The sequence below is a fragment of the Moorena sp. SIO3A2 genome, from assembly GCF_010672265.1.
Taxonomy (GTDB): domain Bacteria; phylum Cyanobacteriota; class Cyanobacteriia; order Cyanobacteriales; family Coleofasciculaceae; genus Moorena; species Moorena producens.
The window spans coordinates 15909-42770 of the sequence record NZ_JAAHHC010000052.1 but is presented as its reverse complement, the minus strand read 5'-3'; the positions used below and the strand labels follow the sequence as shown (position 1 = coordinate 42770).

The following is a 26862-nucleotide window of genomic DNA, read 5'->3' as shown; positions in this document are numbered from 1 at the left end:
ATAAAAAGGTTAAAACTTATTGATTAGCGATGCAGCGCGGTCTTGGGGGTTTCCCCCATGAGCGACTGCATCAAGACAAGGCTCCACTCTCCTTACGGTAACTTCAAACCATGGGGTTAGCCCGAACGGGAATTTATTCCCTAACTATTCGGGAACTTTAGCATCTTTGGATTCGGCAAAGCCGACGCTGCGCGAACGACTATAATAGTAAGTAAAGAAACTACACCAAAGGAGGTGATAATAGAGTGCTGGTAATGGAGTTCAAGGCTGTCTTAAAAGAGAGTCAGAAAGTAGCAATAAATGAAGCTATTAGGACAGCTCGCTTTGTCAGAAACAAGGTGCTCCGATTCTGGATGGATAATCCCGGGATTGGAAAGAAAGAACTCTATCGCTACAACACTCAACTAAGGGATGAATTGGAATTTGTTAAACATCTTAACAGCCATGCTTGTCAAGCATCTGTTGAGAACGTAGAACGCGCTATTAAACGCTTCTTTGATAACTGCAAAAAGAAAGTCCCTGGAAAGAAAGGATACCCTAAGTTCAAGAAACATTCTAGGTCAGTCGAGTATAAGCAATCTGGATGGAAGTTATCCCCAGACAGGAAGTCGATAAAATTCACGGACAAAAAGGGTATTGGGCAAGTAAAGCTCAAGGGTACCTGGGACTTATGGCGATTCGACCAGAAGCTCATAAAGCGGGTTCGCATAGTCCAAAGAGCTGATGGCTACTACATTCAGTTTTGCGTAAAAGCAAATAATTCAGAACCGTTACAAGCCACTGGCTGTAATGTCGGCCTAGATGTTGGCTTAAAAGAGTTTTATACGGACTCAGATGGATATGCAGAACCCAATCCTAGATTTTACCGAAAAGGCGAGAAACGATTAAAGTTCTATCAACGCCGAGTTTCCCGAAAAAAGAAAGGCTCCGCTAACCGAAAGAAAGCGATTAATAGACTAGGCAGACAGCATCTTAAAATAAGTAGGCAGCGTGAAGAACATGCAAAGAGAGTTGCACGTTGCGTAATCCGGTCTAACGACTTGGTCGCCTAGGTCGATTTGAGAGTTAAAAACCTGGTTAAAAACCATTGTCTGGCTAAATCTATTAATGATGCAGGTTGGTACAAGTTTCGGGAATGGCTGGAACATTTTGGTGAAAAGTTTGGCAGGGTCACTGTTGCAGTAAACCCTGCTTATACCAGCCAAAACTGCTCGGCATGTGGTGAAGTAGTCAAGAAGTCGTTATCAACTCGAACTCATGTTTGTAAATGTGGATGTGAGTTAGACCGAGACCACAATGCCGCAATCAACATCTTAACGAGAGCCTTAAGTACGGTGGGGCACACCGGAACTTTCCTCAACGCTCGGGGAGACTCGACCTCTACTCTGCTTGGTTCCGACCTGGTTGAGCAAGTTGGATCGCGCTTTCCGAGAATCCCCTGGCTTATAGCCATGGGGAGTGTCAACAAGGAGCCTCCGTCAAGAAGTGATGTAATCCATGGTAAGTCACACCAACAGCATTCTCGGCGATCTGATCAAGGTTTTTTCTCTCACTTTCCCCCAATAATCCCCCGATGAGTGTGCCCTTACTCCCTTTTTTGAGCCTTTGTTTTGAACACCTCATCAAAGTGCTTACACCATCTCTCAAAGCAAGGTGGCATCGCTGCGGGAGTTGTCTGTTTGATCAGGATTGACCTCGACGTGAAAACTCGGCTTAGCAAGTATTATACCCTCAAAACACCTTTTTTATTGTTTAAGTCCCACTAGTCGCAGATACGGACAAAATGGATATCCGAAGCCAAATGGAAAACCAGCACTATGGATTCCTAGCTATTTTGCTGCTTCCGTTGCTGGAGCTTCTATTGAGGTGCTGAAAGAGTACATCAACAATCAAAGAAAGCCGTCCTAGAAGGACGGGGCTTCGGCAAAGCCGACGCTACGCGAACAGACCCATTTTTTTTGGTGAGATTAGCGGTAACATATAACTCAGTAAACTTAATTATGTTAACTTTTAAATAGGACAGTAATGACTAATTTAGGGGACAACCTAAAAAAAAGACGAGAATCCCTAAATATCACCCAGCGGGAAATCGCTCATGAATTGGGCGTAACCGTTACCACGGTGCAAAATTGGGAAGCGGGCAGGCATATCCCCAAACTGTACCCAAATCAGCTCAAGGTATTGTGTGACCTGCTGAAAGTTACCCTAGATGAATTGGCAAAGTGGGTAACTGATTGAACTGTTGGGATCTACCTAAAAAAAAACGCCCCATATGGGGCGTAACGCTTTCCTATTAACCTGGGACAGTGTCCCAACAGTTAATCAAAAACTAAAACAGGAGAGGATTATCGCCATTTTATTGGCTACTTGTTACAGCGCCTGTGAACCAAACTTTTCGCAAAACAATCAGAAAAAATTTTTGGGGGCAAAATCTGTAGGGAATCGGGAATCGGGAATCGGGAATCGGGAATCGGGAATCGGGAATCGGTAATCGGGAATCGGGAATCGGGAATCGGGAATCGGGAATCGGTAATCGGTAATCGGTAATCGGGAATCGGGAATCGGGAATCGGTAATCGGGAATCGGGAATCGGGAATCGGGAATCGGGAATCGGGAATCGGGAATCGGGAATCGGGAATCGGGAATTGGTAATCGGGAAACAATCTTGTTTAACCGATTACTATGACAACCGCAATCAGCGTGTTTTTATATGATTTGTAAACACAGGTATTGCAGAAATTTGCTTGCATACAAGAGGCAAAAGGCAAGATTGTCAAGAGATTCGGAGTGTTATTTTACAATAAAAAAATACCTCAATGGTTTACATCTCATTTGGAAACCATTGAGCGCGATCGCTAATACAAAAAAATGCCCTAAACAGGGCATTTTGTCAGTTGTCCTACGGAGTAGTGTTTAAAACGTTGTCTTTGTAGTGGTTGTGGTCCCTAAATGCCCACATCACCAAGAATTTCTGTCTTCCAAATCGCTAATTATGCCCCTAAGCAGCCATTTCTTCCATCATCATCGCCATTTGCTGCTTGGCAAGAATGTTTTTCATGTGCTTCTTCACCGTATTGAGGGTAACAAACAGTTCTGCAGCAATCTCTTTGTAGGAGTAATTGACTCGACGCAGTAACCAGACTTCTGCCTCACGGGCAGTTAAGCCATATTTCTGAACTTCAGCTAGGGCTATACTATGAATGGATTGACGTTGGTCTTCGAGGGTAACTATAATATAACGCTGCTCAGATATCCTCAGGTTGAGCCATCTAGCCCGAATCCGAAAGGTTGTGGAGTGACTCGTAGTAATCTCTGAATCTATAATTACAGATTGATGGGCATAGAATTCATCACTTTCTTTCAAGGCTTGGCAGACACGCCAGATTTCTTTAGGCACCACCGTAAAATGTTTGCTGTTCGGAGTAAGTTGCTCACAAAGAACACGAGCGGTTTCATTGCTATGAACCAAATCTCCTTGTGTATTCAGAATTAAAACACCGTCAATAAAACCTTCTAGTACTCCTTGCAGTAGACCATTGTCTAACTGTTGCACCTGAGGAGCGGATTTTTCTAGAGTGTTGGTGAGAGTATACATGGTCTGTTGACGCACTAACTGGATTTAAACTGTTTAGGTGTGCTTGACCCATTAAGAATTAAATTCGCCACGAGTCGCACCTGTTGAATCACACTTGGCTTAGCCATTTGTTACAGCACCTCTCAACCAGGGTTTTCGCAAAAAAATCCGACAAAAATTTTTTTTGGGCTTTTTTGCGAAAAACCCCCCGATCACTCGTGTAAATAAATACTGGGTGACTTTTGCCATTCCCCAACATTGATGCCTAAGATGTCTAGGGATGGTCAATACTGAGTCCAGTCTTCGGGCTGCCCTTTGTAGCGCTTCTCATGGGGAGTAGAGGTTAGTAGTTAGTGTAAGCATCTACCAACATAAACAACAAACTACTAACAACTAACTTGAGAACCGCTATCGATAGACTAATGCGTACTAAACACGATTGACCGTAGGTCACGCTACGCGATCGCATTTACAACAGGGACATAACCGATGAAAAATCTAGATCGAATACTCCGTCAGCTGATAGTTGAAGCATGTAATCATCCACCATTAAGTCTGGAACGTCGGCAAAAACTGAGCGAGGTACATCTACTAGTGATGAAATCCGGCAAGCTTTGGAAAGAATATAGCTCTTATTATAATGACGCTCTCCAAGAGATGTGGGAATATTGCTGTGGCCATCCTGAAGAGTATGACCCGACTATCAAAGGTGTGATTACTTGGCTCGACGATGAACTAAAAAAGCGACTGAGACGATTTCGAGATGCTGGCTATAGGCAACAGAAGCGGCAAATTACTGGCCTAAGCACAGAGGAAGGTAAAACTATTGACCCTGTAGATAGGGTACCAGCTGCTCCTGATCTACAGCCAGTTATGAAAATATGGCAAAAAACCTTGGATTGGGTTAAGACAGACCCAGACGGAGTATTACGTCAGACTTGCTTTAGGAAACGCCCTGAGATTAATGCCCAAGTCCTAATCCAGCGGCGACTCCCTCCTGATCAGCCTTGGAAAACGATTGCAGCAGAATTTAAGCTAACCCCACCAGAAGCTAAAGATTTGCCCAAATTCTATAACCGTAAATGCTTACCCCTGTTGCGAAAATTCGGTGTATGCCAGGGATATATAGAAGAAAAGTCAAAGACTGGTAGCTCGAAAAGCACCACAAAACCCCAACCTAGGAAAAAATCATGAGACACAACGCCAACATGCTAGCAGATTGGTCAATCCCCATGCCGATTACCCAGTCGGCCCTAGAGATAGCCCAGCAGTTTGCTCAGTACCAACCCACCACGCAAAAGGCTGAACAAGTCTATCTCAACACCCTGGCAGTGTGTGCGGTGAATAACTACTTACGGATTCTGGGTATTCCCACTGACCTAACCGCAGGGGATAGCTGGAATTCAGTAGTGGGCTTGGCTGAAAATGTGGCTGACCTGAGGGTAACCGGTTTGGGGCGCTTGGAATGTCGGCCTGTCAAACCCGGTGATTTGACTTGTCCCATTCCCCAGGAGGTAAGATTTAACCGGATTGGCTATGTAGTCGTTGAGATTGATCAAGACCATACTGAAGCCACGCTGCTGGGATTTTCCGCAACTTCGGAAACCGGTGAATTAGTCATCCACCAATTGCGATCGCTTAAAGATTTACCAGCCTACCTCGATCAATTTCAACCTATGACACAACTCAGTCAATGGTTGGAGCATATCTTTGAAGCAGGTTGGCAGAGTTTGGAAACCCTTTTAGGTAACCAAGGTTCTCAGCCAGCTTTCGCCTTTAGAACCAAGTCTCAGACCATTAAGCGATGTAAACAGATTGAATGGGGCAAACCTAATCAAGGGGTGGCTCTGGTTGTGGAACTCACCCCAGAATCCGAAACGAAGCTGAATGTTCTCCTACAACTCAATCCCATCAATGGTCAAACCTATCTACCCCCCAATCTGCAGTTGCTCTTGCTAGATGAGGAGCAAGAAATGCTGATCAATGCCCAAGCCAGAAACCAGGATCAAGCCATTCAATTGGATTTTAGTTGCGAAGCCGGAGACCGTTTCAGTGTCAAGGTTGCTCTGGATAATGCCAGTGTGATCGAAGAGTTTGTGATCTGAAATTCCCAAATCCGCTGTTCCCGATTCCCTGTTCCCTATTCAGTACGCGCTATAACTAGGAATAACATTAGACAAAATACTGATTTTTGACGGTTGACAGTAAACCGTCAACCGTCAACCGTTAAAAAACTAAGCCAATGGCAAAGCTAGTAACTCTTAAGCTGGATGGGGATTTTGAGGAAGGTTTTCGGGTCACTCTGGAAATTGGCTCAGAAGGCGAAGGTCCGGAAACAGAACTTACTGGCAGATTGCCTCCAGCACCCAATCTAGTCAACCACTATCACGAGTGGCGGTCAACCTATCGCAGTCTGGGGAGCTCTTTGCGGGCAATCAAAATCAAACGAGTGGCAATCGGTGGTTCCATCAACAACCAGAGTCAGGGATTATGCGATCGCTTAAATCGGTGGCTGAAGTCAGAGTTATTTAGTCCACTGCGGGAAAAGTGGTTGGAAAAAGTGGGCACTACCGAAGAAGTCCGGGTGCTGATTCGTACCAAAAATCCCCAGCTCAGGCAGCTTCCTTGGCATCAGTGGGACTTTTTAGAGCGTTACCACCAAGCAGAAATTGCCCTAAGTACTCCAGAGTATGAACAACCAGGCAAATCGAACCAAAGCCGTGATCGACACAAGGTTAGAATTCTAGCGATTTTGGGCAATAGCGAAGGGATTAATATCCAACAAGACCGACAATTATTAGAGAATTTACCCTTTGCAGACATTACCTTTCTGGTAGAAGAACCACGGCAGAAGCTCAACGAAGCCCTGTGGGAGCAACCTTGGGATATTCTGTTTTTCGCAGGTCATAGTGAAACCGAGGCAGGAAGGGGTCGGATTCATATCAATCAGACCGATAGCTTAACCATTGACGAACTCAGAGAAGCCCTCAAAAAAGCCATAGAAAGGGGGTTGTCCCTAGCAATTTTTAATTCTTGTGATGGCTTAGGATTAGCCAATGAGCTAGAACAGCTGCACATTCCCCACATGATTATTATGCGGGAGCCCGTACCGGATCTGGTAGCACAGCAGTTTTTGCAATATTTTCTCAAAGCCTTTGCTAGTGGTAAGTCCTTGTATCTAGCAGTGCAAGAAGCCCGGAAAAAACTGCAAGGTTTGGAAGATCAATGTCCCTGTGCCAGTTGGTTGCCAGTGATTTGTCAAAATCCCGCTGCCATACCCCCAACCTGGCAACAGTTGCGTGGCAATCACCAGCGCCACCTGCTCCAATCGGCCCTGATCGTCAGTGTGGTGGTTACTATTTTAGTCATGGTGATCCGGCAGCTGGGAATGCTGCAGCTTTGGGAACTAAAGGCATTTGACCAGCTGATGCGGCTACGACCTAATCCAGGGGTAGACACCCGTTTGCTGGTGGTTGAAGCCACAGATGCTGAGATCATGCGCTATGGCTATCCCCTCCCAGATCAAACCCTAGCCCAAGTCCTAGACAAGCTAGAGTCTGATCAACCGCGAATGATTGGCTTAGATATCTTTCGCGAACGTCCTAGAGAACCTGGTCACCAGGCATTGAGCCGTCAGTTACAGCAAAATCAGAAATTCATTGCCCTGTGTAGCGCTAGGGAAGCTAACAACCCCAAAAACTCAGGCATCAAACCTCCCTCTGGGGTGCCAGAATCCCGCCTTGGTTTTAGCAATATCATGGCTGACCCTGATGGCATTATCCGTAGGCATCTTGTATTTATGCATCCCTACCACGATGACCCCTGTGCCACCGACCACTCCTTCAGTGCTAGGGTCGCATTGCATTACTTAGCCCAAGACCGAATCAAAGCAAAAACCATTGCTATGAATAAAATACGCTTGGGTAAGACTGTCTTAACAGAGTTGTCAGCTAATGCTGGGGGTTACCACAATCGTGATTATCGGGGGTTCCAGGTGTTACTCAATTACCGGAAAACTGTAGCCCGACGAGTCACTGTCACAGAGGTGCTAGAGGGTAAGGTCAAACCAGAGTGGGTCAAAGACAAAATTGTTCTGATCGGAATAACTGCAAGGATTGCCAAGGATTACCATCTTACCCCCTACAGTGCCCTGGAGTGGCCATACCAAGAAATGCCAGGGGTAATTCTTCAGGCTCAGATGGTCAGTCAGATGATCAGTGCTGGCCTCGGTGAGCGTCCATTATTATCGGTGTGGTCGGTCTGGGGAGACCTGTTCTGGGTTTGGGCTTGGTCAATCATTGGTGCTACCATTGCCTGGCGCTATGGTCGAATACTGTATTGGGGACTCGCTACGGTCACAGCGACAGGGGTTTTATATCTCCTATGCTTTGGTCTATTTACTTTAGGAGTATGGGTACCTCTGGTGCCATCAGCCTTAGCATTGGTAGCCACTAGTGTAATTGTGGTGGTTTACCGGAAACCACTTGGAGGGATCACTCCCTTAGCTCTGGATGGTATAATTATAGGATTTTTATACAGATAAAAATCCTATAATTATTTATACCAGTTATAAATTGTTTGATAAAAAAATTTATACAAACTGAATATTATGGCCAGAATATACCGTATTTTAAGTAAATTTTTAAGTAAATTTTTAAGTAAGTCCAGGACACTCAGCAACGAACCACTGAACAAAGTGAGTTTGATTGTGATTGTGGTGATTGATATTTTTATCTTAATCAATGTGTTTACAGGACTGAATGATATTAGCACATGGCCGATGAGTCCTGCTCAGACTTATCCATGTTATTACCAGTGGAACAATTACCGTAGACAAACTGATCAAGATAAAGACTATAACATTATTAGCCGTTCATTGGGATCAACTAGTTTTAAACAATCCTATCAACAAGCTGAAGAAGGACATCTGGGTAAAGTTTTTACAACCTGTTTGAAGTATGCAGAATACAAAGATAAGATTAACAATCCCGAAAACCAGAAAACTGAAAAAGCTATTAACCAAAAAAAATCAAAAATAAGTACCATTAAACGGGCTAATAACACCATTCGTGAACAATATGATTCCACACTCTTAGAAAAAATTGCCGGTCAATCTCGTCAGCAATCAATTAATCAAGTCAGTGCTGAACAAGCCAAACAAAAGTTAGAGCAAAATAATCGTAATATTTCTAGACTTCAACAGGAAATTAATAATCTTAAAAATGAACTACTTTCCAGACCGGAAAGTGTTAGTTTTATAGATTTTATTAAGGATGAGAATAAATTTAAGACAATCCGCAAAAACTATCAACAGGCATCTTTCTGGTATCCAAGTATCCAATTTGCTTTTCAATCGCTCTTTCTGCTGCCGCTGATTTTTATCGCCCTATCCATTCATAAATTTACTCAACGAAGAGGATATGGACTGATCGCGCTGATTAGCTGGCATTTGCTGGTAATATTTTTTATACCCCTAATCTTTAGAATCTTTGAGTTCCTTCAAGTTGGCGCTATCTTTCAATTTATCTTTGATATAATTAGTGAAATTTTCGGCAGGTTACTTTTCCTAGTCAGTTATGTTTATATCTTGTTTATTCCATTGATTGGTTTTGGAATTATCAAGTTTTTTCAAAAAATTGTATTTAATCCTAAACTTCAGGCAGCTAGCAGAGTCAAAAAATTACTCTGCATCAATTGTGCCAAGAAAATTAAACCCGATGATCACTACTGTCCCCACTGCGGTTATTATCAATATGTTGAATGCCAAAGTTGCCACAATATTACTTACAAATATTTACCTTACTGTAAACATTGTGGCGCTTGCCAAGATTCCGTAGTGGATTAAGGTTATTTCTCAGGGATTAGATCATGTCCGGTTGAATACTTACACAAGGCGCGAAAGGAAGGCAGAGGTAAGAAGGAAGAAGGGAGAAGTAAAGGAGTAAGGTTTCAAGGGTAATGGTGTTTTATGAGTAATTATCCTGATATAATATTAAATATTGAAACAGGGAACAGGGAGCAGGGAGAATTGTCTACTCCCAACTCCCAACTCCCAACTCCCAACTCCCAACTCCCAACTCCCAACTCCCAACTCTTTTCCTTGATTGGGAAGATAATGTGAGCTATGAAAATCAAACTTATTATGAATTAATGCAAATAAAGAGTTTGCTTAAATTTATTAAAGAAATCTGGACAGCAGAAAATTTTCTGCCAGAATAGTAATATTCCTATCACTCAGCAACGGGAGATCTGACAGTGAAATCTGAAATTCGCTACAAGCCGGCCTTTGCAGCAATTTTTGTCACTCTCGATCCTGGTGAGAGTATCACTGCTGAGGCAGGGGCAATGACCAGTATGGATGCTCAGCTTACCATGAAAACTCAATTTTCTGGTGGCTTCTTCTCTGGCTTGCTCAAGAAATTCTTTGGTGGAGAGTCTTTATTAGTCAATACCTTTAGCAATCAGACTCAGCAACCATTGAACCTAGTTCTTACTCAGTCCATAATTGGCGATATTGCTGGTGTGGAATTAGGAGAACGCAGTCTGTGTTTTCAACCCGGTGCTTATATTTGCCATACTACTGGGGTTAAGCTGGGTGTTCGGTGGGCAGGTTTTAAGAGTTGGTTTTCTGGTGAAGGACTATTTAAACTGAAAGTCAGTGGTAAGGGCACAGTTTTCTTTGGTGCTTATGGTGGTCTTACTCGCAAGGACATTAATGGGGAATTTATTGTTGATACTGGTCATTTAGTGGCCTATGAACCAGGAATTATGATGAATATTGGGTTAGCTGGTGGCTTGTTGGGGTCTGTAACTTCTGGAGAAGGCTTTGTGAATCGGCTCAGGGGTCAGGGTGAGATTTATCTACAGTCTCGTAGTGTTGATGGTTTAGTCAAGTATTTACGTCCTAAGGTTTAGCTTCCTAATCCTTTACTATACCGTAGCCAAACCACTACATCTTTAACACTATCCTTCCTAAATTTCGTTATAAAAATGGAAATAGAACTATTACATCAACCAGATAGTGCGATCGCTCGCGTTGTTCTGGATGAAAATCAAGAATTCGTGGCAGAAGCAGGCTGTATGATTGCCATGAGTGGCTACATCAATGCCAGCACTACTTTACGACAAGGTAAAGGAGGTGGTATTTTTGGTGGATTAAAACGCTTGGTAGGTGGTGAATCACTGTTTTTAAGTGTTTTTCGCTCTCCTGTTGGTGGTGGCGAAATCTTTCTAGCGCCCAAATTCATAGGTGATATTTTAGTTTATCAAATGAATGGTCAAGAGTTGGTAGTGCAGGCGACTTCTTATCTTGCCAGTGAATCAGGTGTTGATATTGATTTAGGCTTTCAAGGTTTTAAGTCCCTGTTTTCTGGCGAATCAATTTTTTGGTTGACTATTAGTGGTTATGGTTCTGTATTGCTGAACTCATTTGGGGCAATTTATGAAGTCCCAGTGGAAGGTGAGTATATCGTTGACACCGGTCATATTGTTGCCTTTGAAAAAAGCCTGAACTTTGAGATTACTAAACCTGGCTCTAGCTGGATTGGTGCTTTTCTAGGTGGAGAAGGGCTGGTTTGCCGATTTAAAGGGCAGGGTAAAGTCTATTGTCAAACCCACAATACTGGTGCTTTTGGTCGGCAAGTTGGTACTCAACTACCACCACGATAATTACCTGGACGGAAATAAAGATTGTTGCTTGAAGTAGGGAGTAGGGAGTCGGGAGTCGGGAGTCGGGAGTCGGGAGTAGGGAGTCGGGAGTCGGGAGTCGGGAGTCGGGAGTAGGGAGTCGGGAGTCGGGAGTCGGGAGTAGAGTTATAGCAGTCGCCAGGGTAATTAGGACATGACAAAAGTCTCAAACTACAGTTTGGCTTGAGTTTAACTTCTGACTTCTGACTTCTGACTTCTGACTTCTGCTATACTTCCCGTGAATTCATAATTATTTACACAGTATTGTTTACTATCCATTGCTATTAGTTATAGCAATACATAATAATAGATAGGCCATAAAAATCATGAAAAAAATTGACTACGAAATTGAGCATTCTCCCGCTTATGCCTCTTTGATTATAAACTTAAAGGCAGACCAAACAGTCTTAATTGAATCAGGAGCAATGGCAGCAATGGACTCAAGTATCTCGATGAAGTCCAAAGTACGAGGTGGCTTGATGACAGGACTGGGTCGGATGGTAAGTGGTGAATCATTTTTTGTTAGTGAGTTTACTGCTGAAAAAGAGCCTGGGCAAATTTATGTCTCGCCAGGAGTGCCTGGAGATATTCAGCATTACTACCTGAGAAACCAGGGTTTAATGGTACAGTCTTCAGGATTTGTTGCCTGTAGTCCAGAAATAGAAATTGACACGCAATTTCAAGGCTTTAAAGGCTTCTTCAGTGGCGAGTCTTTGTTCCTGATTCGAGCTACAGGCCAAGGGGATTTTTGGTTTAGTTCTTATGGAGCAATTGTAGAAATTCCAGTGGCGGGTGACTATGTAGTAGACACTGGCTATATCGTGGCATTTGAAGATACTCTAAATTACCAGGTTGAGGTGCTGGGTGGTTTATCATTTCGAGGTCTTAAAACTGGAGTTTTGGGTGGAGAAGGGTTAGTCTGTCGTTTCAGTGGTGAAGGACGCTTATGGATTCAATCTCGTGAGCTTTATGGGTTAATTAATTTTTTAAATCCTTTCCGTCCAACTAAGAGTGACTAAGAAATTGGTAATAGCTAAATAGCAAGCTAATCACTAATCCCTAATCACTAATCGTAAGCATTCAGCCATTAGCTATCAGCTATCAGCGTGTCGCGTATCAGCTTAAGCGCTACGCGCACGCGATCGCGTTCAGCTATCAGCTATGAGCTATCAGCTATTGGCCTAGGGCCAATGGCTTTTCCCCAGACTTTCAATTTTATTTTAAGCTGACGGCTGACAGCTGACAGCTGACGGCACCTCAAGTAGCGTGCGCTTCGCGCATATGCTTACCACTAATCCCTAATCACTAATCCCCCATCACTAATTATGCCCTCTCCAGATATACCTCAGAGTCGCAACCCACCACCAAGTAACCGCCAACTATTGATTTTATTGGGGCTATTTATCAGTTTTATTGTGGGGGTTATTTGGCTGTTGAACTTGCTGATCAACAGTCTAATTGGGCTAATTCCTCCTAGTGTCGAGCAAAAGCTGGGAGCTGTAATCGTTCCGGTTTATGAGCAGCAGGCTCAACCATCACCAACTCAAGAGACCCTCAATCAACTGTTGGCGCGATTGGAAAAACAACTACCGCCAGAGCAATCTAAACAACGAGATTACCGGGTGCTTTATCTACCAGAGGACACAGTAAATGCCTTAGCACTACCGGGGGATGTGATTGTGGTGTACGCCGGTTTTTTGAAACAGGTCGAGTCAGAAAATGAGTTGATGATGGTATTAGGACATGAGTTGGGTCATTTTGCTCACCGAGATCATTTGCGGAGTTTGGGACGAAGATTGCTGGTGCGGACAGCGATCGCTTATTTTGTTGGTGATGTAGGAGCCCTAGAATCTTTGGCTATTTCCGGATTGGCAACACTCTCTAAGTCGAAATTTTCCCAGTCCCAGGAACAACAGGCGGATGAGTTTGGCTTAAGGTTGTTGCAGCAAACTTATGGTCATGTCGCTGGCGCAACAGATTTTTTTGCGAGAATGAGTCACAAACGAGGAGCGTCCTGGGATTTTTTATCAAGTCACCCATCTCCGGGTAAGCGAGTTACCCGACTACAGCGTCTGATTAAGGAACAAAATTATCCTCTCAAGGAGCGATCGCCTCTCCCGGAAAATCTGAATCAATCTCACCTGATATCAAGTCCAGTTGAATACCCATATTAAACGAGGGCAGAAGGCAGCTATGCTGAAGGCAGCTATGCTGAAGGCAATTGGATGGGGATTTAAACCCCATCCAATTGTGGACACCGTAAAGACGGTGGGGTTTTATAGCGCGTAGCGCTATATAGCACTACCGATTAAGGTTAGGACATTTATACAAGCTTAAAAGCTGTTGTAGTCCACTTTTGCCTTTTGCCTTTTGCCTTTTGCCTTGCGCGTAGCGCTATATCATCCAGCGATCGCTCTGTGTTTTTCGTACTACAAATCGAAGTGCGAAATCTGTTCCCTGATCCGAAGTTACCTGCTCGGAAGTCCCTACTCCCTAAAACCGAGAACCTTGTACCTCACCCAATTGACAAATCCTATTGGGTTTCTAAATGAGATGTAAACCTAGAAGGTCTTTTTTTTTATCCAATAAAACGCCGGATATCTTTCCCCTCTTGCTTCTTGCTTCTTGCCCCTTGCCTTTTTCTAAGGGTAATCGTTCACAACTCAAATGGATCCGGATCTGATCTCAAACACCAAGGAAACTAGAATACCTAAGCAAATTTTGCTTCAAAAAAAAATTTTTCTGATCATCTGCGAAAAGTTGGCTTGAGAGGCGCTGTAACAAGTAGCAATGAAAAAACGCCGCCTGGGCCGGTGTTTGATGAATTTCTAGAAAAGGTGTATTCTCAAATGATTAATTTGCTAAAGCAGCTTTGGACAACACTAGTTTCCTTCACTCTCAACATCAGAAAGCGCTGGCAACAATTAGCAGCAACGATACTGAAGGTATTCAAGGAACTAAGCGATAGTAATTCTCAGCCGATTGACCAGCAATCATCATCCCAAGAATCCCAAGAATTCAAAAAACTATCACAATCATCACAACTAACGATAGTAATGAATTACACACCACCGAATGATGGAGACGGACCTCCCAGTGAAACCGGAGACGCCGGATCTCTCTGGAAATTGTACCAGCTAATCCATGAAAATCCTGAGTTTAGTAACCCACAACTGTTACCAATATCAGCATCAAGACAACTACAACTATCACAACTACAGATGGTAAATACTTTCACACCACCCAATGATGGAGACGGCCCCGTAGGTGACGGCGAAAACGCCGGATCATTCTGCAAATTTCACCAGGTAATTGATGAAAATCCTGAGTGTACTGACCCACAAGCATCTAGTGTTACCAAGTCGTCTTCAGGTCAATCAACCTTGCCCTCTGACCCTGTCTCGCCCAAACCTGAGTCAAAACAATTGTCAACTGTCATGAGTTGGAATCCATTCACAGATTACAATCCACCGAAAGATGGCAAGGGACCCGTCGGTGACAGCAAAGATGCAGGTAGTTCTTGGCGCAGATAGTAGTTACTGAGTTTAAGTATACCAGTTTTCTATTCCTTAAAGTACTTTTTTCCTGGGTTTTAGAGAATAGGGAGTAGCGATGTAGTCGCTGCTCCCTATTCTCTATCCCCTGTTCAACACTTCTGGGAAAAAGCCAGCTTCCAAAACCTGCTCCTGAGCAAAAGAACACTCACAAGGAAAAGTGCTCAACTTAATCCCAGTTTCCTGGGCTGCCTTAATCCGAGCCTTCTGATAACTTTGCTCAAAGACCTCTGGCAAAAACGCTACGGTGCGCGCCTCCTAGGGCGAGTAAATCGCCCTTGGGTCGCACCGTTTTAAACTAGGACTATCCTCCAGCAATTCTTCCAAAGCGATACGCTGTTCAGTGATAGTATTGATCCAACTATCGCTCCTTTTCCCTGGTTGATACATCCACTTCAGTAAATGCATCAGCAACACAATCAAGCGACTTTTTAACTCGCGCTTTTCCCGTTTACCCATGCTTTCGACTTCTTCAATCAGATTCGCTACATCAACTTGGGTAAACTCACCCTCCCGTAACTGTTGCGCAGTTGCCTCGGTCCATAAGTAAAAGTCTTGCTGATAAAGGTTGTGGGTTGTTGTCATCGCTCATTTCCCCAATTAATTGATGCTAGCATTTGGAGACTCCCCGCTCTTACCTAGACGGGGATTTTGATTTGTTTGGCGATCCCAATTCTTAAGCCGCTACACAATAATTTCATGCTAAGAATTCAGCTGTCAGCTGTCAGTGGTCAGTGGTCAGCCTTTAGCTCAATACCTTTAGTGGTGCGTTACGGGGCGGGCTATCTCAACCCTGGCTACGAGGTGGAAAATGAGGGCGAGCCCTTCCCTAACGCACCCTACGCCTCACTTCCCACCCTCCCCACCTACATCTATGGTCTTAATTCAAATCATTGATATTAATTTACCTGCCCTGTTGCACAAAACCCGATTGTAGAATATAAACTATAAATAGTCAAATAAATTTAGGTAAACTACTGCTACAAGACCACCGGAGAAGGTAATGTCCCTAGGAAAAAAACTACGAGAACGCCGTGAAAGTCTAGGTTTAACCCGCATACAAGTTGCTAGAGCCTGTGATGTGGTAGAGTCTACAGTGATTAACTGGGAGGCGGATCGGCACAAGCCTAAGCTCTATCCAGAACAGACTAAAGCCTTGTGTGATATTTTAGATCTCAAAGTTGAGGATCTGCTCCAGTAACATGTAAGGTTATACCCAAAGCACAGGATGGCTTTGTGCGATCATTTCATACTCATCTATAGTGCTGCGGATAGCAATAACTATATCAATTACCCTGCCGTCGCCACCAAGCACGGACTAGTTGAATGTCTTCGTAGGAGTAACGTTCTCCTAAATATTCCCGTACTTTTTTTAGATACTGATCACCCACTTTTTCAATTGCTTTGATAATTGGCTCATGACGTTCCAATGGTACCAGTCGTTTTAAATCCACTGGCTGATTCATTTCAATTAATTGGCTCAAATGATCTATTATAGTCCTGGTAGTATATCCTCGTTGTTGAGCAATTTCCTCTACACTTAACCCTTGTTGATAGAATTGCAGGGTTTTCATATGGGTACTGGAGGGCAGGGGTTCTGGTAGTTTTTGCTCTTGACAAAATGCCTGAATTTCTGAAACAAATTGCTCGCCATACTGGGTAACTTTATACTGAGTAACACCAGAAAGTTTCCCAAAGTTCTCTAAGGTTTTGGGTTTCAGCTGTGCCATTAGTTTCAGTGTGGAATCAGCAAAGACCACATAGGGTGGAATCGATTGGCGATCAGCGAGCTGTTTCCTTAATTTCCGCAGTTTCTCTAGCAGAATCTCGGCTTCAGCTACTCTGGGGTTAATTTCCCCTAAGGCTTTTTCTACAGATGACTGGGGAATGGCAACATAAACAGAACGTTGTTTGCGCAGGATTTCCCAACTTAGTTTATTGAGCTTCAGCACAGAGTAGCCATCGGTGGTTTGGTTTACTAATCCCTGGTGCAAAAGCGATCGCACTAGAATTTTCCAAGCCTCTGCAGTTTTATCTTTACCAATACCATAAGTAGAGAGTAAGTGATGGCCATATTGCTCAATTTTCTTACTTTTTGAGCCCCGCAACACTTGAATAATGTGGTTCATGCCAAACCGTTCCCGACACCGGGCTACACAAGAGAGGAATTTTTGAGCTTCAATGGTCCAATCTTCTAGTGGCTTAGGATAGCAACAGTTATCACATTTCTCACAATTCCCTGGAAACCGCTCACCAAAGTAGCCCAGCAAAATCCGGCGGCGACAATCTGTGCCTTCTGCGTAGTCAACAATCTGATTTAACTGTTGATAGGCAATCCGTTGTTCCTTGGGATCGGGCTTTTGATCAATCAGATAATGAAGTTTTGAGATATCACTAGCGCTATATAAAACGGTACATGTGGCTGGTTCCCCATCTCGCCCTGCTCGTCCCGATTCCTGGTAATAACTTTCGATGTTACGAGGTAAATCGTAGTGAATCACAAACCGTACATCTGGCTTATTGATTCCCATGCCAAAGGCTACCGTAGCTACGATTATCCGCACATCATCCCGGATAAACCGATTTTGATTGGTTGCCCTAGCCTTATCCGTCATTCCACCATGGTAAGGTAGGGCAGAAATACCATCATTCTGTAACCGGAAAGCGACTTCTTCTACGGAACGGCGGCTCGTACAGTAGACAATACCAGAACCTTGGTGAGAACGGATCTGTTTTAATAACTGTTGATAGCTTTGCCGTTGTTTTGGTTGAACGTCGTAGTAAAGGTTAGGACGGTTGAAACTAGCGATGTGAACCTTGGGCTGTCGCAATTCCAGTTGTTGGATAATGTCCTGTTGGACTCGATTAGTAGCAGTAGCGGTCAGCGCCAGCACTGAGCTATTAGGATAGCGGTTACGTAATAGTTTTAGTTGGCGATAGTCTGGGCGGAAATCATGCCCCCATTGTGAGACGCAGTGAGCTTCATCAATGGCAAAGGTGGGAATACCGATTTGCGATCGCACTCTATCCAAAAATGGGATAAACTGTTCTGCCAGTAACCGTTCTGGTGATACGTAGAGTAATTTTATCTTACCCTCAAGGATAGCAGCTTCCCGCGATCGCATTTGTTGGAAGCTCAAGGTACTATTGATAAACGTAGCCCCAATCCCATTATCTTCCAAAGACGTCACTTGGTCTTGCATCAAGGAAATCAGAGGAGATACCACAACGGTTAATCCCGGTTTCAGTAGAGCTGGCAGTTGGTAGCACAAGGATTTACCACCGCCAGTGGGCATGATAATCAGTAAATCCTGATTTTGCAGCGCCTCTTCAATAATCTGTTGCTGTCCTGGCCGAAAACAGTCGTGACCAAAAAAATGTTTAAGGGCATGCTCCAGGGATGGCGACTGTTCCATGGTCGTGAGGGGATTGCGATCAGTTGATTGTTGGGATAAGATTATTATGCCTAAAAACTATAACATAGAGCGCTACTCCCTATTCCGTACCTACAACCAAATCCCACAGCACATCAATACCACTGCCCACATAGTCGGAATCTTGGTGTTGTTCAATCCATTCAATCACAGCAGGGAGAATATGATTGGATGTTTTGCCCAAATTGCCCAAGGCTTGGGCTGCGCTGCTACGCACAAAAGAATCATTATCCTGAAGCAGAGCTAGTAGGGCGTTGACTACAGCTTCTGAGCTGTTTCCCAATTTGCCCAAGCCTATGGCTGCCCCTTGACGCACATAAGAGCGATCATCCTGAAGCAGAGCTAGTAGGGCGTTGACTACGGTTTCTGAGTTGTTGCCCAAGTTGCCCAAGCCTATGGCTGTCTTCCCACGAACATAAGAGTGATCATCCTGAAGCCTTGCTAGAAGGGCATTGACTACGGTTTCTGAGCTGTTGCCCAATTTCCCCAAGGCTCTGGCTACCTGCCCACGCACATTAGACTGATCATCCTGAAGCCGTGCTAGAAGGGCGCTGACTAAGGTTTCTGAGCTGTTACCCAATTTACCCAACCCTCTGGCTGCTTGACCGCGCACAAAATAATTATCATCTTGAAGCCTTGGTATTAGGGCGCTGACTACGGTTTCTGAGCTGTTGCCCAAGTTGCCCAAGCCATAAGCTGCCCTCCAACGCACAAAATAATCATCATCCTGAAGCCGTTCTATAAGGGTGCTGACTAAGATTTCTGAGCTGTTGCCCAAGTTGCCCAAGGCATCGGCTGCACTCACACGTACATCAGGATCGGGATCCTGAAGCCGTGCTAGGAGGGTGCTGACTACAGTTTCTGAGCTGTTGCCCAATCTGCTCAAGGCATCGGCTGCCCACCCACGCACATTAGAATTCTCATCCTGAAGCTTTGCTAGGAGGGTGATGACTACAGTTTCTGAGCTGTTGCCCAATTTACCCAAGGCTCTGGCTGCCCTCCAACGCACATCAGAATTCTCATCCTGAAGCTTTGCTAGGAGGGCGTTTATTACAGTTTCTGAGCTATTGCCCAATTTATCCAAGGCATCGGCTGCACTCACACGCACATCAGAATTCTGATCCTTTAGCTGTGCTAGCAATATTGTAATTACCTGATCCTTTTCCCCTAACTCGGCTCGATAGTGGAGCAATCGGCACTCATTAATTCGATCGGATTGCTCTTTCAACAATGCCAATACCTGTGCTTGAAAATCCGTTTCATATAAACTACAAATTACCTGAAAAACCTCCTCGCGAATCTTCTTGGCAACCCGATTTTTACTAGTCACCTCCAACTCAACCAACCGCTCCAAAATCTCTTGCACCAACCCACGATCAGCACCACGCAAATTTTTCGGGTCTTCTGCCAAACAACTACCAGCAAACAACAAATCACGATGCAACCACTGCTCATAGTTACTAGTATTATTCAAAACTGCCCGAATCGCCCTCGCTGCCTTTTTCGGTTTTTGCTGTGCTATCAGCAATAATAACACTTCGCGCCAGTGGGAGTCATGCAAATGCTCCCGAATCTGACTCAAAACAATCTCAAAATCTCCCTCATTATCCGCCTGATAGTCAATCTCTTCAGCACACAAATATTCCTGAAAGGTCTTATGGACAAAAGCGTAACAATTTTGCCCTTGCTCATTCAACAAACCAGTGCGATCGCGAATCAAGGTTACAAATGCTTCGGCTTCTTCTTCAGCTTGGTATAACTGCACCTGCTTCAAGGTTTTAATCTGCTGACTCAACTGATCAATCAACTCATCTTGGTTAATCAAGGTGCCACCTTCATTATTGCCAACATTTCCCTGAGTATGAATCCAATAAGCCAACAATTCCATCAATCGGCGTAAATCATATAAATCTAGATACTTAAATATTCCATGACTGCTGATTTCTTTGTTAGCATCCCAAGAGGTTAACAACGTCTTGACAGCACAATTATAAAGCTCAAACCGTTCCTTAGGTAATATAGCTTGATACCGATGAATCAATGCAATAATTGTTAACAATAACGGATTCCGTGCCAATAGCTTAATCCTGTCATTATCATCCAGCGCCTTTCGTAAACTATGCTTGCGCCTTTCAGCTTCGGCTTGATCTTGAAACCTGCTGTTATACCAGTTATCAATAAATGCCGAAATCTTCTGGTCATCAAAGGGTTCAATTTGATAGTGGGGAAATTCCTCAGTGTGGAAAAAGTCGCGTCGATAACCAGCCGGTCTAGATGTAATAATAGCGCGATTTCTGTCAAACTGTCCCAAAAAATTCTCGATCCGCCTGACTACATCATTCCGTTTAGCCTCTTCTGCCACTTCATCCAAACCATCTAGCAATATCAACGCCCTACCATCAGACAACCAATGCTCAAAAAATCCCACTGGTAACGGTTTCACTGCCATGGTGTTTTCAGCAAATACCCGAGCATAGTCGATCAAGCTTTTATCGAGATTTATGGCAAAATCTCGCATCCTAATTAAAATCGGTAGCCAATCCGTATCACCATCTAATCCTAAAATCTCAGGATTTTGCTGAGCCAACATTACTGCAAAATAACTCATCAAGGTGGTTTTACCAGAGCCTGGCGCACCCAATATCACTACTCGTCTTGATTGACTTTGGCTCAATAACTGCTCCGCCAATAATTTCCGGCCAGTCGTCTTTGCTAATAGTGCTATTTCTGACGTTTCCCCACTACTAGCTGCTAACAAATCCCGTTCCCAAGCGCCAACAGTTGATACGTCTTCCACCACATCTGGCATTACAAAGATTTGGGCTAACTTCTCCGATTTTTCTACTTCTTGCCCAGGCACAGCAATGCCAGCAAATTTAACATCATCAAACCAGTTAGCTAGCTGCTCACAATAATCCTGTTTAGCTACCTGAAATTTTAGATAAGTATCGGTCTGCTGGAAATAAGCATTAATAAATTTCTCTATCCAAGGCTTAATACTATCTTGATTCAGTTTAATGTCATTGGCTTCACCTTGCTGTTGAAATACCCTGATTAAAATCTCCCGATCAGGCTTACCGTGATTAAGTAGCGGTTTCTGTAATTCCGCCACAACAGCAGAATTAGTAAAATAATCCCCCAAAAACCGATTAACTCCATTCCAGCCATCCGGTCTAGCGTGAAAAAATAAGCGCTGGCTCGGATCCCGTTGTTTTTCCCATTCTTTAACTGCCGCTTCGCCCGCTTTGATTGCCTTCTCTACATCGCTTTTAGTCAGAGCTTGACTTAAGCTATCCCATCCTTGTCCCGAAACAATCTCTAACAACGATTCCCCTATTTTCGGGATTGCCCAACCGGCTAATACTGACAAGGGTTCTATCATTTATCTCTAGTTATCGTTAAATAGTTTAATTATAGCAATTTAGGGAGTAGGGAGTAGGGAGTAGGGTTTTTTGCGTGGGTTTGGATCCCCCTAAATCCCCCTTAATAAGGGGGACTTTCCAGATCGATTTCCGGACTCCCCCCTTAATAAGCAGGGCTGTTTCAAAGTCGGACTAAAATTCCTGGGCGAGAGGCTCAAAGCCCCTTATGGTAAGCAAATTACTGTTTTTTTATACTATTGGGTTTAATAATATAAAAACAGGGGCGAAATCGCTGCCACTCGGGAGCTTCAGCGAACCAAAAAATTTAAAATGAAACAGCCCTGCCCCCTTAATAAGGGGGACTTTCCAGATCGATTTCCGTGCTCCCCCCTTATTAAGGGGGGCTGGGGGGGATCGAGCTAGTAAATGCGATAGAAAATTCGATGCTCTGAAAGATAAGCTACGCGAACACATAATTATTCTATCAAATTAAATGCTATCCCAGAATTAAACTCTAAACTTAAATGCTATCCCAGTATTACAGTATTAATTTTATAAAATTGATGCTCTAAACTAACCGATAAGTGATGGCATAGCAGCTCCAATATACTTTTGAATCTAAGAGATTGAGCGAAGGTCACGCTACGCGATCGCTTTTTTTCAATTAACAAAAAAATCATCAAAAAAATTACCGTTATACCCCCTCCCGTCAAAAAAAAGTTCAAAAAAAAAATTTTTTAATTACTTGACAATGCCAATAATAGTTTATAAGATAAAGTTGTTAAACAATACAACAACAACTTTAATTATGGACATCGAAAACTTTCTCCCAAATTTTGAGTATAATCCCAACAATCCTAGTTTCCCGGAATTATCTGGCCAAGGGCAGCCAGGACGGGAGCAAATCAAACATATATTGATCGGTTCTCCCAAAACCGTGCGGGTCACAATCTATAATCTTTATAGCCGTGGCTACGCACAAGTTCATGAGTGGAGCACTCCTCAACCTACCGGAAATCCTGGTGAGGTGATCAGTATATTGATTCGATATCTGTTGGTAGATTAAGATAGCAAATTGGATGGGATGCCAATCCCTCTCTTGATGCAGTCGCTCATGGGGGAAACCCCCAAGACCGCTTAGGTGCGCTTTCCGTTGGCGAATTAAATTCGCCACGGGTCGCACCTCTGCATCGCTGGCGACAGGTCAAAACTCAGGAGAAAGTACGAAGTCTAAAGTATTAAACCTAAGTTGGTATGTTGTTGATTTGGTGAACATATAGTCAAGGATCATAGGGCTCTTGACTATTACAAAAAATCATTCGGTCAAGCATTGGAATTAACCAGGACTTGACCGAATTTTTTTTTGTTGAGGGAGTCGGGAATAGGGAGTCGGGAGTCGGGAGTAGCAATGCAATAGTTTTAGGACTTACGAAGTTTACTTGGTTTTGCCCCCCTAACCCCCCAATTTTGGGGGGGAATGATGTCAAAGTCCCCCAGAATTGGGGGATTTAGGGGGCTTTGCGTAAGTCCTGAGTTTTTTAAAACCACCCACATCACCCCTAGCGGTAATGCAATAGTTTTTTGAATCACACTACCCACACTTACCACGCTTAAACCCCTATAAACACTCTCCACCCCTAGTATTTTTTTAAAAATCCTGTTATAATAACAATATCGTTAAAGCAATGGTTTTACCGCCATGATGATTTCTACCGCACAAGCCGCTGAATTACTAGGTGTCTCTGCCACTCGCGTCCGTTTCCTGTTGAGCAAAGGCAGAGTCAAAGGAGCTTATAAAGTGGGTAGAACTTGGGTGATTCCCTTATTTGACGGTATGCCAGTGGTCACTCCCGGTACTCGTGGACCGAAGCGGAATTGGTCAAAGCGTACACAGTACACTAAAGCTGTGATCCACGTGAATCAGAAAGTCATTCGCCAAAATCACAACACTGGCGAACGCAATCCCGTGATTACCGTAAAACGCGGCACTAAAAACATTTACGGTCATACGGTCGAAGTCAATGGCCCTTGTCGGGTGATGTATCGCCCAGATAATCCCCTAAATTGTGGAGCACGGGTATGGATTGAGACGATTTCTGATTTTAAGGTGAGCTGAGGCAGGTCTAAACTATTAGTTATAGCGCTATGCCCTGGGAATGGGGAATAGCGATCAGTCATGCATGGTCGAGAGGCTTAAAGCAATGGGAATGCATTCAAAGGTAGCCGGGTTTATAGGAGGTGAACTGTTTTTAGAAATTCGGCGCTGTCAATTGCCTTACTTTATTCCCAAAGAATGCGTGATCAAACCACAAACAGAGTCTGGGTACGAACCAGATGTAATCGTTTTAGACAAGCAAAGGGTTACCGATAGCGAACCACGGTGGGAAAAGGAATCCATTATCACACGGGGGTCTTCTGTTCGTTTAGTTGTACAAGTGGTTTCAACAAACTGGAGCGACGATTACGCTTTGAAACTGGAAGATTACGAATCTTTTGGAATTGCTGAATATTGGATTGTTGATTATTTAGATTTAGGCGGTCGGCGATTTATCGGCAATCCTAAACAACCTACTTTATCGGTCTACCAATTGATAGATGGCGAATATCACGTTAATCAGTTCCGAGGAGCTGACCGTATTTTATCGCCAACGTTTCCAGAATTAAAGTTAAATGCTGAACAAATTTTTCAAGCGATCGCTTAATCGCCGTATAGCAGTTTTCAAGTGGGTTAGGTAAAGAGTCCTAAGTTTTAGGGAGTAGGGAGTAGGGAGTAGGGGTAATAAAATTGAATGTATCTCATAACTATCAAAAACCCTATGGCATTTTTAGTTGAGATGCCAACATAGGCTTGAGGTAAACAGGGAATAGGGAATAGTAGGAAAGAGATGCGATGGTGCGTTCGCGTAGCGTGACCGTAGGTCAATCGCAAAAGTGCGGAAGCGTTCGCGCAGCGTGGCCTATGGCCAAGCGTGATCCCGTAGCGGCTCGTACCGAGCATCCCGTAGGGGCTGTTTGATGAGCATCCCATTGGCATTAACCGTTGTGTCTACGCATTTGACACTGTAGTGCTTAACCCCTGTTCCCTGTTCCCTGTTCCCTGTTCCCTGTTCCCTGTTACCCATTAGGATTAACGGTTCTGCTTAAGCAGTTAATCGAAAATTGTAACAATATGAATTTAAGATTTGGTTAATTAAAGGTAAAATCAGGTGGACATTGGGAGTATAGATAGTAATTCAGATGCTCAAAGTAGGAACCTTAGTTCGAGTGATTTATCCTGACTATGTTGCAGGTCTTTCGGGTCGTATTGAAGCACAGGAAGAATCCGGTCGTTGGATAGTCAGATTAGAGGAAAATCCCTTTGAGCAGAATGATCAAGCATTTATATTATCTCTAGATGAGTCAGACTTTGAAGTAATTAAGCCTCCTTCATCCTAGTCAAGCTAGTTATCATATTTTCTAGTGATCAGATTTTCCATCTCCACCAACCATGAAACACCAGATAAATATAAATGAGTTCAAGAAAAACGTCAAAGCTGACTTTAACACCAGACCAAACTATGATCAAGGAAGCTTTCACCCTCGGCTAGCCAAGGGTCTAGTAGAAGTATCCCACCTGCAAACTGGACAACGAATTCTAGATATGGCTACCGGTACAGGTTTAGTAGCAATTCTAGCTGCCAAAATTGTCGGTGCTTCTGGAGCTGTTGTCGGTGTAGATATTTCCTCAGGCATGCTCAATTTAGCCCAACAAAAAGTTAAAGCCGAAGGTATCAACAACATCAAATTTATAGAAGCAGATGCAGAAACTATCAACTTCCCAGATAATAGTTTCGATAGGATTCTATGTTCTTCAGCCATTGTATACTTAACAGATATCCCTGCTGCGTTACGGCAGTGGTATCGCTTCGTAAAACCAGGAGGATTAGTCGGATTTTCCTGTTTTGCAGCAAAGGCCTTTCCTACAGGGGGTCTGTTTAGAGAAAAAGCAGGAGACTATGGCATTGTAATTCCTAATCCCAATGGACCCCTTGGTAGTCCCGAGAAATGTCACCAGCTACTCACCGAAGCAGGTTTTCAAGACATCAACGTCAAAACCGACCAACTTGGTTACTACAGCAGTGATACTCAAACAGTAGCAGCAAACTCTTGGCGGGGAAACTCAAAGAGTGCCTTTGGCGCGGAAGTTTTCCAGCTTTCTCCAGAGAAATTAGCACAATTGAAAACTGAATTTTTTGTAGCCGTTGAGCAATTAGCCACACCACAAGGCATTTGGATAGATATTACAACGTTTTTTGTTTGCGCCAGGAAATCGGTAACATTTCAGATTACTAAATAATCCCTAGATGCCAGCTATCAGCTATCAGCTCTCAGCTCTCAGCTAATGGGGCGGCTACTTGAGGTGCTATCAGCTAATGGGGCGGCTACTTGAGGTGTTATCAGCCAATGGGGCGGCTACTTGATGTCCGAACAGCTTGTGAATAAAATAAGCTGACTGCTGACTGCTGACTACTGACTGCTGACTGCTTACCTTAGGTTTTTAAAGGTTAAACGTTGCACTATTGCTATTATTTACTTTTCTTTGTCTTCTTCCTCCACCACTGGCATTGATTGTGTAGTCTCTTCTGCTGAGTAGCCTGAAAATTTAGCCAATTGCTCTAAAGACAGCATACCTGGATAAAACCGACCATTAATTTCCCAAGTTGGAAAGCCTTTGATCTTCGCTTCAATGCATAAGTCAGTTTGGGAGGTTTCAGCCCTTGGGTCACATTCAATATAATTGATCTGCTTAAATGCCTCACCAAACATTTGCTTCTGCTTTGTGCAATAGGGACACCAGTAAGCCCCATACATTTTAGCACCAATTTTGTTCAAATGACCAGATAAAGAGGTGGCTGAAGGGGTAACTGGGAGTTCAGGAGCAGGGGATTCTAGGGTTACTTTTGTAGGGGTAGAGGGTGAGGGTTCTCCTAAAGAGGATTCCGCAGCTACTGTCAGTAGGACAAGACTAGAAATCACCCAGACAGTCTTATTTAAACTACGAATAAATATCCATGGGAGTTTAATGCTAGATTTGGCGTTCATAGTTTGTAGAGGATATATTGGAATTATCCAGGGAATTAATCACTTCTTTACCGTTTTAACCTGATCTTGTCGGAAACTACCAAATCTTTATTAACGGGACGTGGTGCATCTTAATGCATGCAATTAGGGAAAAATGCGCCGGAAAATTCCCACACTTACCATATTTACCA

The 26862-nt window shown here is 43.7% G+C and carries 24 protein-coding genes and 6 pseudogenes; 20 read left to right on the top strand and 10 right to left on the bottom strand.

Going from position 1 to position 26862, the window contains the following annotated elements:
• Nucleotides 1-245 precede the first annotated feature (245 nt).
• Nucleotides 246-1421, top strand: a pseudogene (locus F6K64_RS32250) (RNA-guided endonuclease InsQ/TnpB family protein); the annotation flags it as partial.
• Between the two features lie 46 nt (nt 1422-1467).
• On the opposite strand, the pseudogene F6K64_RS32245 reads toward F6K64_RS32250, so the two are convergent.
• Nucleotides 1468-1684 (bottom strand): annotated as a pseudogene (locus tag F6K64_RS32245) (IS701 family transposase); the annotation flags it as partial.
• A 77-nt stretch (nt 1685-1761) separates the two neighbouring features.
• On the opposite strand from F6K64_RS32245, the pseudogene F6K64_RS32240 reads away from it, so the two are divergent.
• The 3 genes and pseudogenes from F6K64_RS32240 to F6K64_RS39230 form a co-directional block, all read left to right on the top strand.
• Nucleotides 1762-1908: pseudogene (locus tag F6K64_RS32240) on the top strand (transposase); the annotation flags it as partial.
• Between the two features lie 117 nt (nt 1909-2025).
• A complete protein-coding gene (locus tag F6K64_RS32235) occupies nt 2026-2238 on the top strand; it encodes a helix-turn-helix domain-containing protein (RefSeq protein WP_071103122.1) in 213 nt (70 codons plus the stop codon).
• Nucleotides 2239-2441: 203 nt separating this feature from the next.
• Nucleotides 2442-2714: pseudogene (locus tag F6K64_RS39230) on the top strand (hypothetical protein).
• Between the two features lie 284 nt (nt 2715-2998).
• On the opposite strand, the gene F6K64_RS32225 reads toward F6K64_RS39230, so the two are convergent.
• The gene (locus F6K64_RS32225) at nt 2999-3595 is read right to left on the bottom strand and encodes a helix-turn-helix transcriptional regulator (RefSeq protein ID WP_008183441.1); all 597 of its coding nucleotides are present in this window, start codon (nt 3593-3595) and stop codon (nt 2999-3001) included.
• Between the two features lie 468 nt (nt 3596-4063).
• On the opposite strand from F6K64_RS32225, the gene F6K64_RS32220 reads away from it, so the two are divergent.
• From F6K64_RS32220 to F6K64_RS32190, 7 genes are all read left to right on the top strand, one after another.
• Entirely contained in the window at nt 4064-4768 is a 705-nt protein-coding gene (locus F6K64_RS32220; RefSeq protein WP_287267526.1) for a sigma-70 family RNA polymerase sigma factor, read from the top strand.
• Complete coding sequence (locus tag F6K64_RS32215; RefSeq protein WP_287267524.1) at nt 4765-5679, top strand: DUF1822 family protein; 915 nt, start codon at nt 4765-4767, stop codon at nt 5677-5679. The genes F6K64_RS32220 and F6K64_RS32215 overlap by 4 nt, the downstream gene beginning before the upstream one ends.
• Before the next feature lie 137 nt (nt 5680-5816).
• Complete coding sequence (locus F6K64_RS32210) at nt 5817-8117, top strand: CHASE2 domain-containing protein (protein ID WP_287251822.1); 2301 nt, start codon at nt 5817-5819, stop codon at nt 8115-8117.
• Nucleotides 8118-8183: 66 nt separating this feature from the next.
• Entirely contained in the window at nt 8184-9419 is a 1236-nt protein-coding gene (locus F6K64_RS32205; protein WP_287267523.1) for a hypothetical protein, read from the top strand.
• Between the two features lie 123 nt (nt 9420-9542).
• On the top strand, nt 9543-9695 hold the full coding sequence (locus tag F6K64_RS32200) for a hypothetical protein (protein ID WP_008183427.1): 153 nt from the start codon (nt 9543-9545) through the stop codon (nt 9693-9695).
• 134 nt (nt 9696-9829) lie between these two features.
• Nucleotides 9830-10489, top strand: a complete 660-nt coding sequence (locus F6K64_RS32195) for a TIGR00266 family protein (protein ID WP_287267521.1) — start codon at nt 9830-9832, stop codon at nt 10487-10489.
• Nucleotides 10490-10564: 75 nt separating this feature from the next.
• Complete coding sequence (locus tag F6K64_RS32190) at nt 10565-11242, top strand: TIGR00266 family protein (RefSeq protein WP_008183420.1); 678 nt, start codon at nt 10565-10567, stop codon at nt 11240-11242.
• Here F6K64_RS32190 and F6K64_RS32185 read toward each other — a convergent pair.
• Nucleotides 11224-11421, bottom strand: a complete 198-nt coding sequence (locus F6K64_RS32185) for a hypothetical protein (protein WP_287267519.1) — start codon at nt 11419-11421, stop codon at nt 11224-11226. The two genes, F6K64_RS32190 and F6K64_RS32185, sit on opposite strands and share 19 nt — an antisense overlap.
• Before the next feature lie 165 nt (nt 11422-11586).
• On the opposite strand from F6K64_RS32185, the gene F6K64_RS32180 reads away from it, so the two are divergent.
• The 3 genes from F6K64_RS32180 (at nt 11587) to F6K64_RS32170 (ending at nt 14793) form a co-directional block, all read left to right on the top strand.
• Nucleotides 11587-12279: a TIGR00266 family protein gene (locus tag F6K64_RS32180; RefSeq protein ID WP_008183418.1), complete on the top strand. Its 693-nt coding sequence runs from the start codon at nt 11587-11589 to the stop codon at nt 12277-12279.
• Nucleotides 12280-12585: 306 nt separating this feature from the next.
• A complete protein-coding gene (locus F6K64_RS32175) occupies nt 12586-13434 on the top strand; it encodes a M48 family metallopeptidase (RefSeq protein ID WP_287267517.1) in 849 nt (282 codons plus the stop codon).
• Between the two features lie 675 nt (nt 13435-14109).
• Nucleotides 14110-14793, top strand: coding sequence for a hypothetical protein (locus F6K64_RS32170; RefSeq protein ID WP_131826917.1), 684 nt, complete (start codon nt 14110-14112; stop codon nt 14791-14793).
• Between the two features lie 102 nt (nt 14794-14895).
• Here the strand turns inward: F6K64_RS32170 and F6K64_RS32165 are convergent.
• Nucleotides 14896-15399 (bottom strand): annotated as a pseudogene (locus F6K64_RS32165) (DUF29 domain-containing protein).
• A 114-nt stretch (nt 15400-15513) separates the two neighbouring features.
• Between F6K64_RS32165 and F6K64_RS32160 the strand changes: the two are divergent.
• Together F6K64_RS32160 and F6K64_RS32155 are read left to right on the top strand one after the other, a co-directional pair.
• Nucleotides 15514-15711, top strand: coding sequence for a hypothetical protein (locus F6K64_RS32160; RefSeq protein WP_008183404.1), 198 nt, complete (start codon nt 15514-15516; stop codon nt 15709-15711).
• A gap of 106 nt (nt 15712-15817) precedes the next feature.
• Nucleotides 15818-16015 carry a helix-turn-helix transcriptional regulator gene (locus tag F6K64_RS32155; protein WP_287267516.1) on the top strand — a complete coding sequence of 66 codons (198 nt, stop codon included), beginning with the start codon at nt 15818-15820 and terminating at the stop codon, nt 16013-16015.
• A gap of 85 nt (nt 16016-16100) precedes the next feature.
• On the opposite strand, the gene recQ is transcribed toward F6K64_RS32155, so the two are convergent.
• The 3 genes from recQ to F6K64_RS32140 form a co-directional block, all read right to left on the bottom strand.
• Complete coding sequence (gene recQ / locus F6K64_RS32150; protein ID WP_287267515.1) at nt 16101-18230, bottom strand: DNA helicase RecQ; 2130 nt, start codon at nt 18228-18230, stop codon at nt 16101-16103.
• Nucleotides 18231-18309: 79 nt separating this feature from the next.
• Nucleotides 18310-21630 carry a HEAT repeat domain-containing protein gene (locus F6K64_RS32145; protein ID WP_287267514.1) on the bottom strand — a complete coding sequence of 1107 codons (3321 nt, stop codon included), beginning with the start codon at nt 21628-21630 and terminating at the stop codon, nt 18310-18312.
• 851 nt (nt 21631-22481) lie between these two features.
• Nucleotides 22482-22784: a hypothetical protein gene (locus F6K64_RS32140; protein ID WP_287267512.1), complete on the bottom strand. Its 303-nt coding sequence runs from the start codon at nt 22782-22784 to the stop codon at nt 22482-22484.
• A 525-nt stretch (nt 22785-23309) separates the two neighbouring features.
• On the opposite strand from F6K64_RS32140, the gene F6K64_RS32135 reads away from it, so the two are divergent.
• Both F6K64_RS32135 and F6K64_RS32130 read left to right on the top strand, forming a co-directional pair.
• Nucleotides 23310-23726, top strand: a complete 417-nt coding sequence (locus tag F6K64_RS32135; RefSeq protein ID WP_287267511.1) for a helix-turn-helix domain-containing protein — start codon at nt 23310-23312, stop codon at nt 23724-23726.
• A 64-nt stretch (nt 23727-23790) separates the two neighbouring features.
• Nucleotides 23791-24312 (top strand): annotated as a pseudogene (locus F6K64_RS32130) (Uma2 family endonuclease); the annotation flags it as partial.
• A gap of 47 nt (nt 24313-24359) precedes the next feature.
• On the opposite strand, the gene F6K64_RS32125 reads toward F6K64_RS32130, so the two are convergent.
• Together F6K64_RS32125 and F6K64_RS32120 are read right to left on the bottom strand one after the other, a co-directional pair.
• Nucleotides 24360-24533 (bottom strand): hypothetical protein, encoded by a 174-nt coding sequence (locus tag F6K64_RS32125; RefSeq protein WP_287267509.1) that lies wholly within the window; start codon nt 24531-24533, stop codon nt 24360-24362.
• A gap of 34 nt (nt 24534-24567) precedes the next feature.
• Entirely contained in the window at nt 24568-24732 is a 165-nt protein-coding gene (locus tag F6K64_RS32120; protein ID WP_287267507.1) for a hypothetical protein, read from the bottom strand.
• Between the two features lie 115 nt (nt 24733-24847).
• Here F6K64_RS32120 and F6K64_RS32115 point away from each other — a divergent pair, with 115 nt between their 5' ends.
• A complete protein-coding gene (locus tag F6K64_RS32115) occupies nt 24848-25045 on the top strand; it encodes a hypothetical protein (RefSeq protein ID WP_008183380.1) in 198 nt (65 codons plus the stop codon).
• Nucleotides 25046-25097: 52 nt separating this feature from the next.
• Nucleotides 25098-25946: a class I SAM-dependent methyltransferase gene (locus tag F6K64_RS32110; protein WP_287267506.1), complete on the top strand. Its 849-nt coding sequence runs from the start codon at nt 25098-25100 to the stop codon at nt 25944-25946.
• A 233-nt stretch (nt 25947-26179) separates the two neighbouring features.
• Here F6K64_RS32110 and F6K64_RS32105 read toward each other — a convergent pair whose 3' ends face one another.
• On the bottom strand, nt 26180-26692 hold the full coding sequence (locus tag F6K64_RS32105) for a glutaredoxin family protein (protein WP_287267505.1): 513 nt from the start codon (nt 26690-26692) through the stop codon (nt 26180-26182).
• Between the last annotated feature and the right edge of the window lie 170 nt (nt 26693-26862).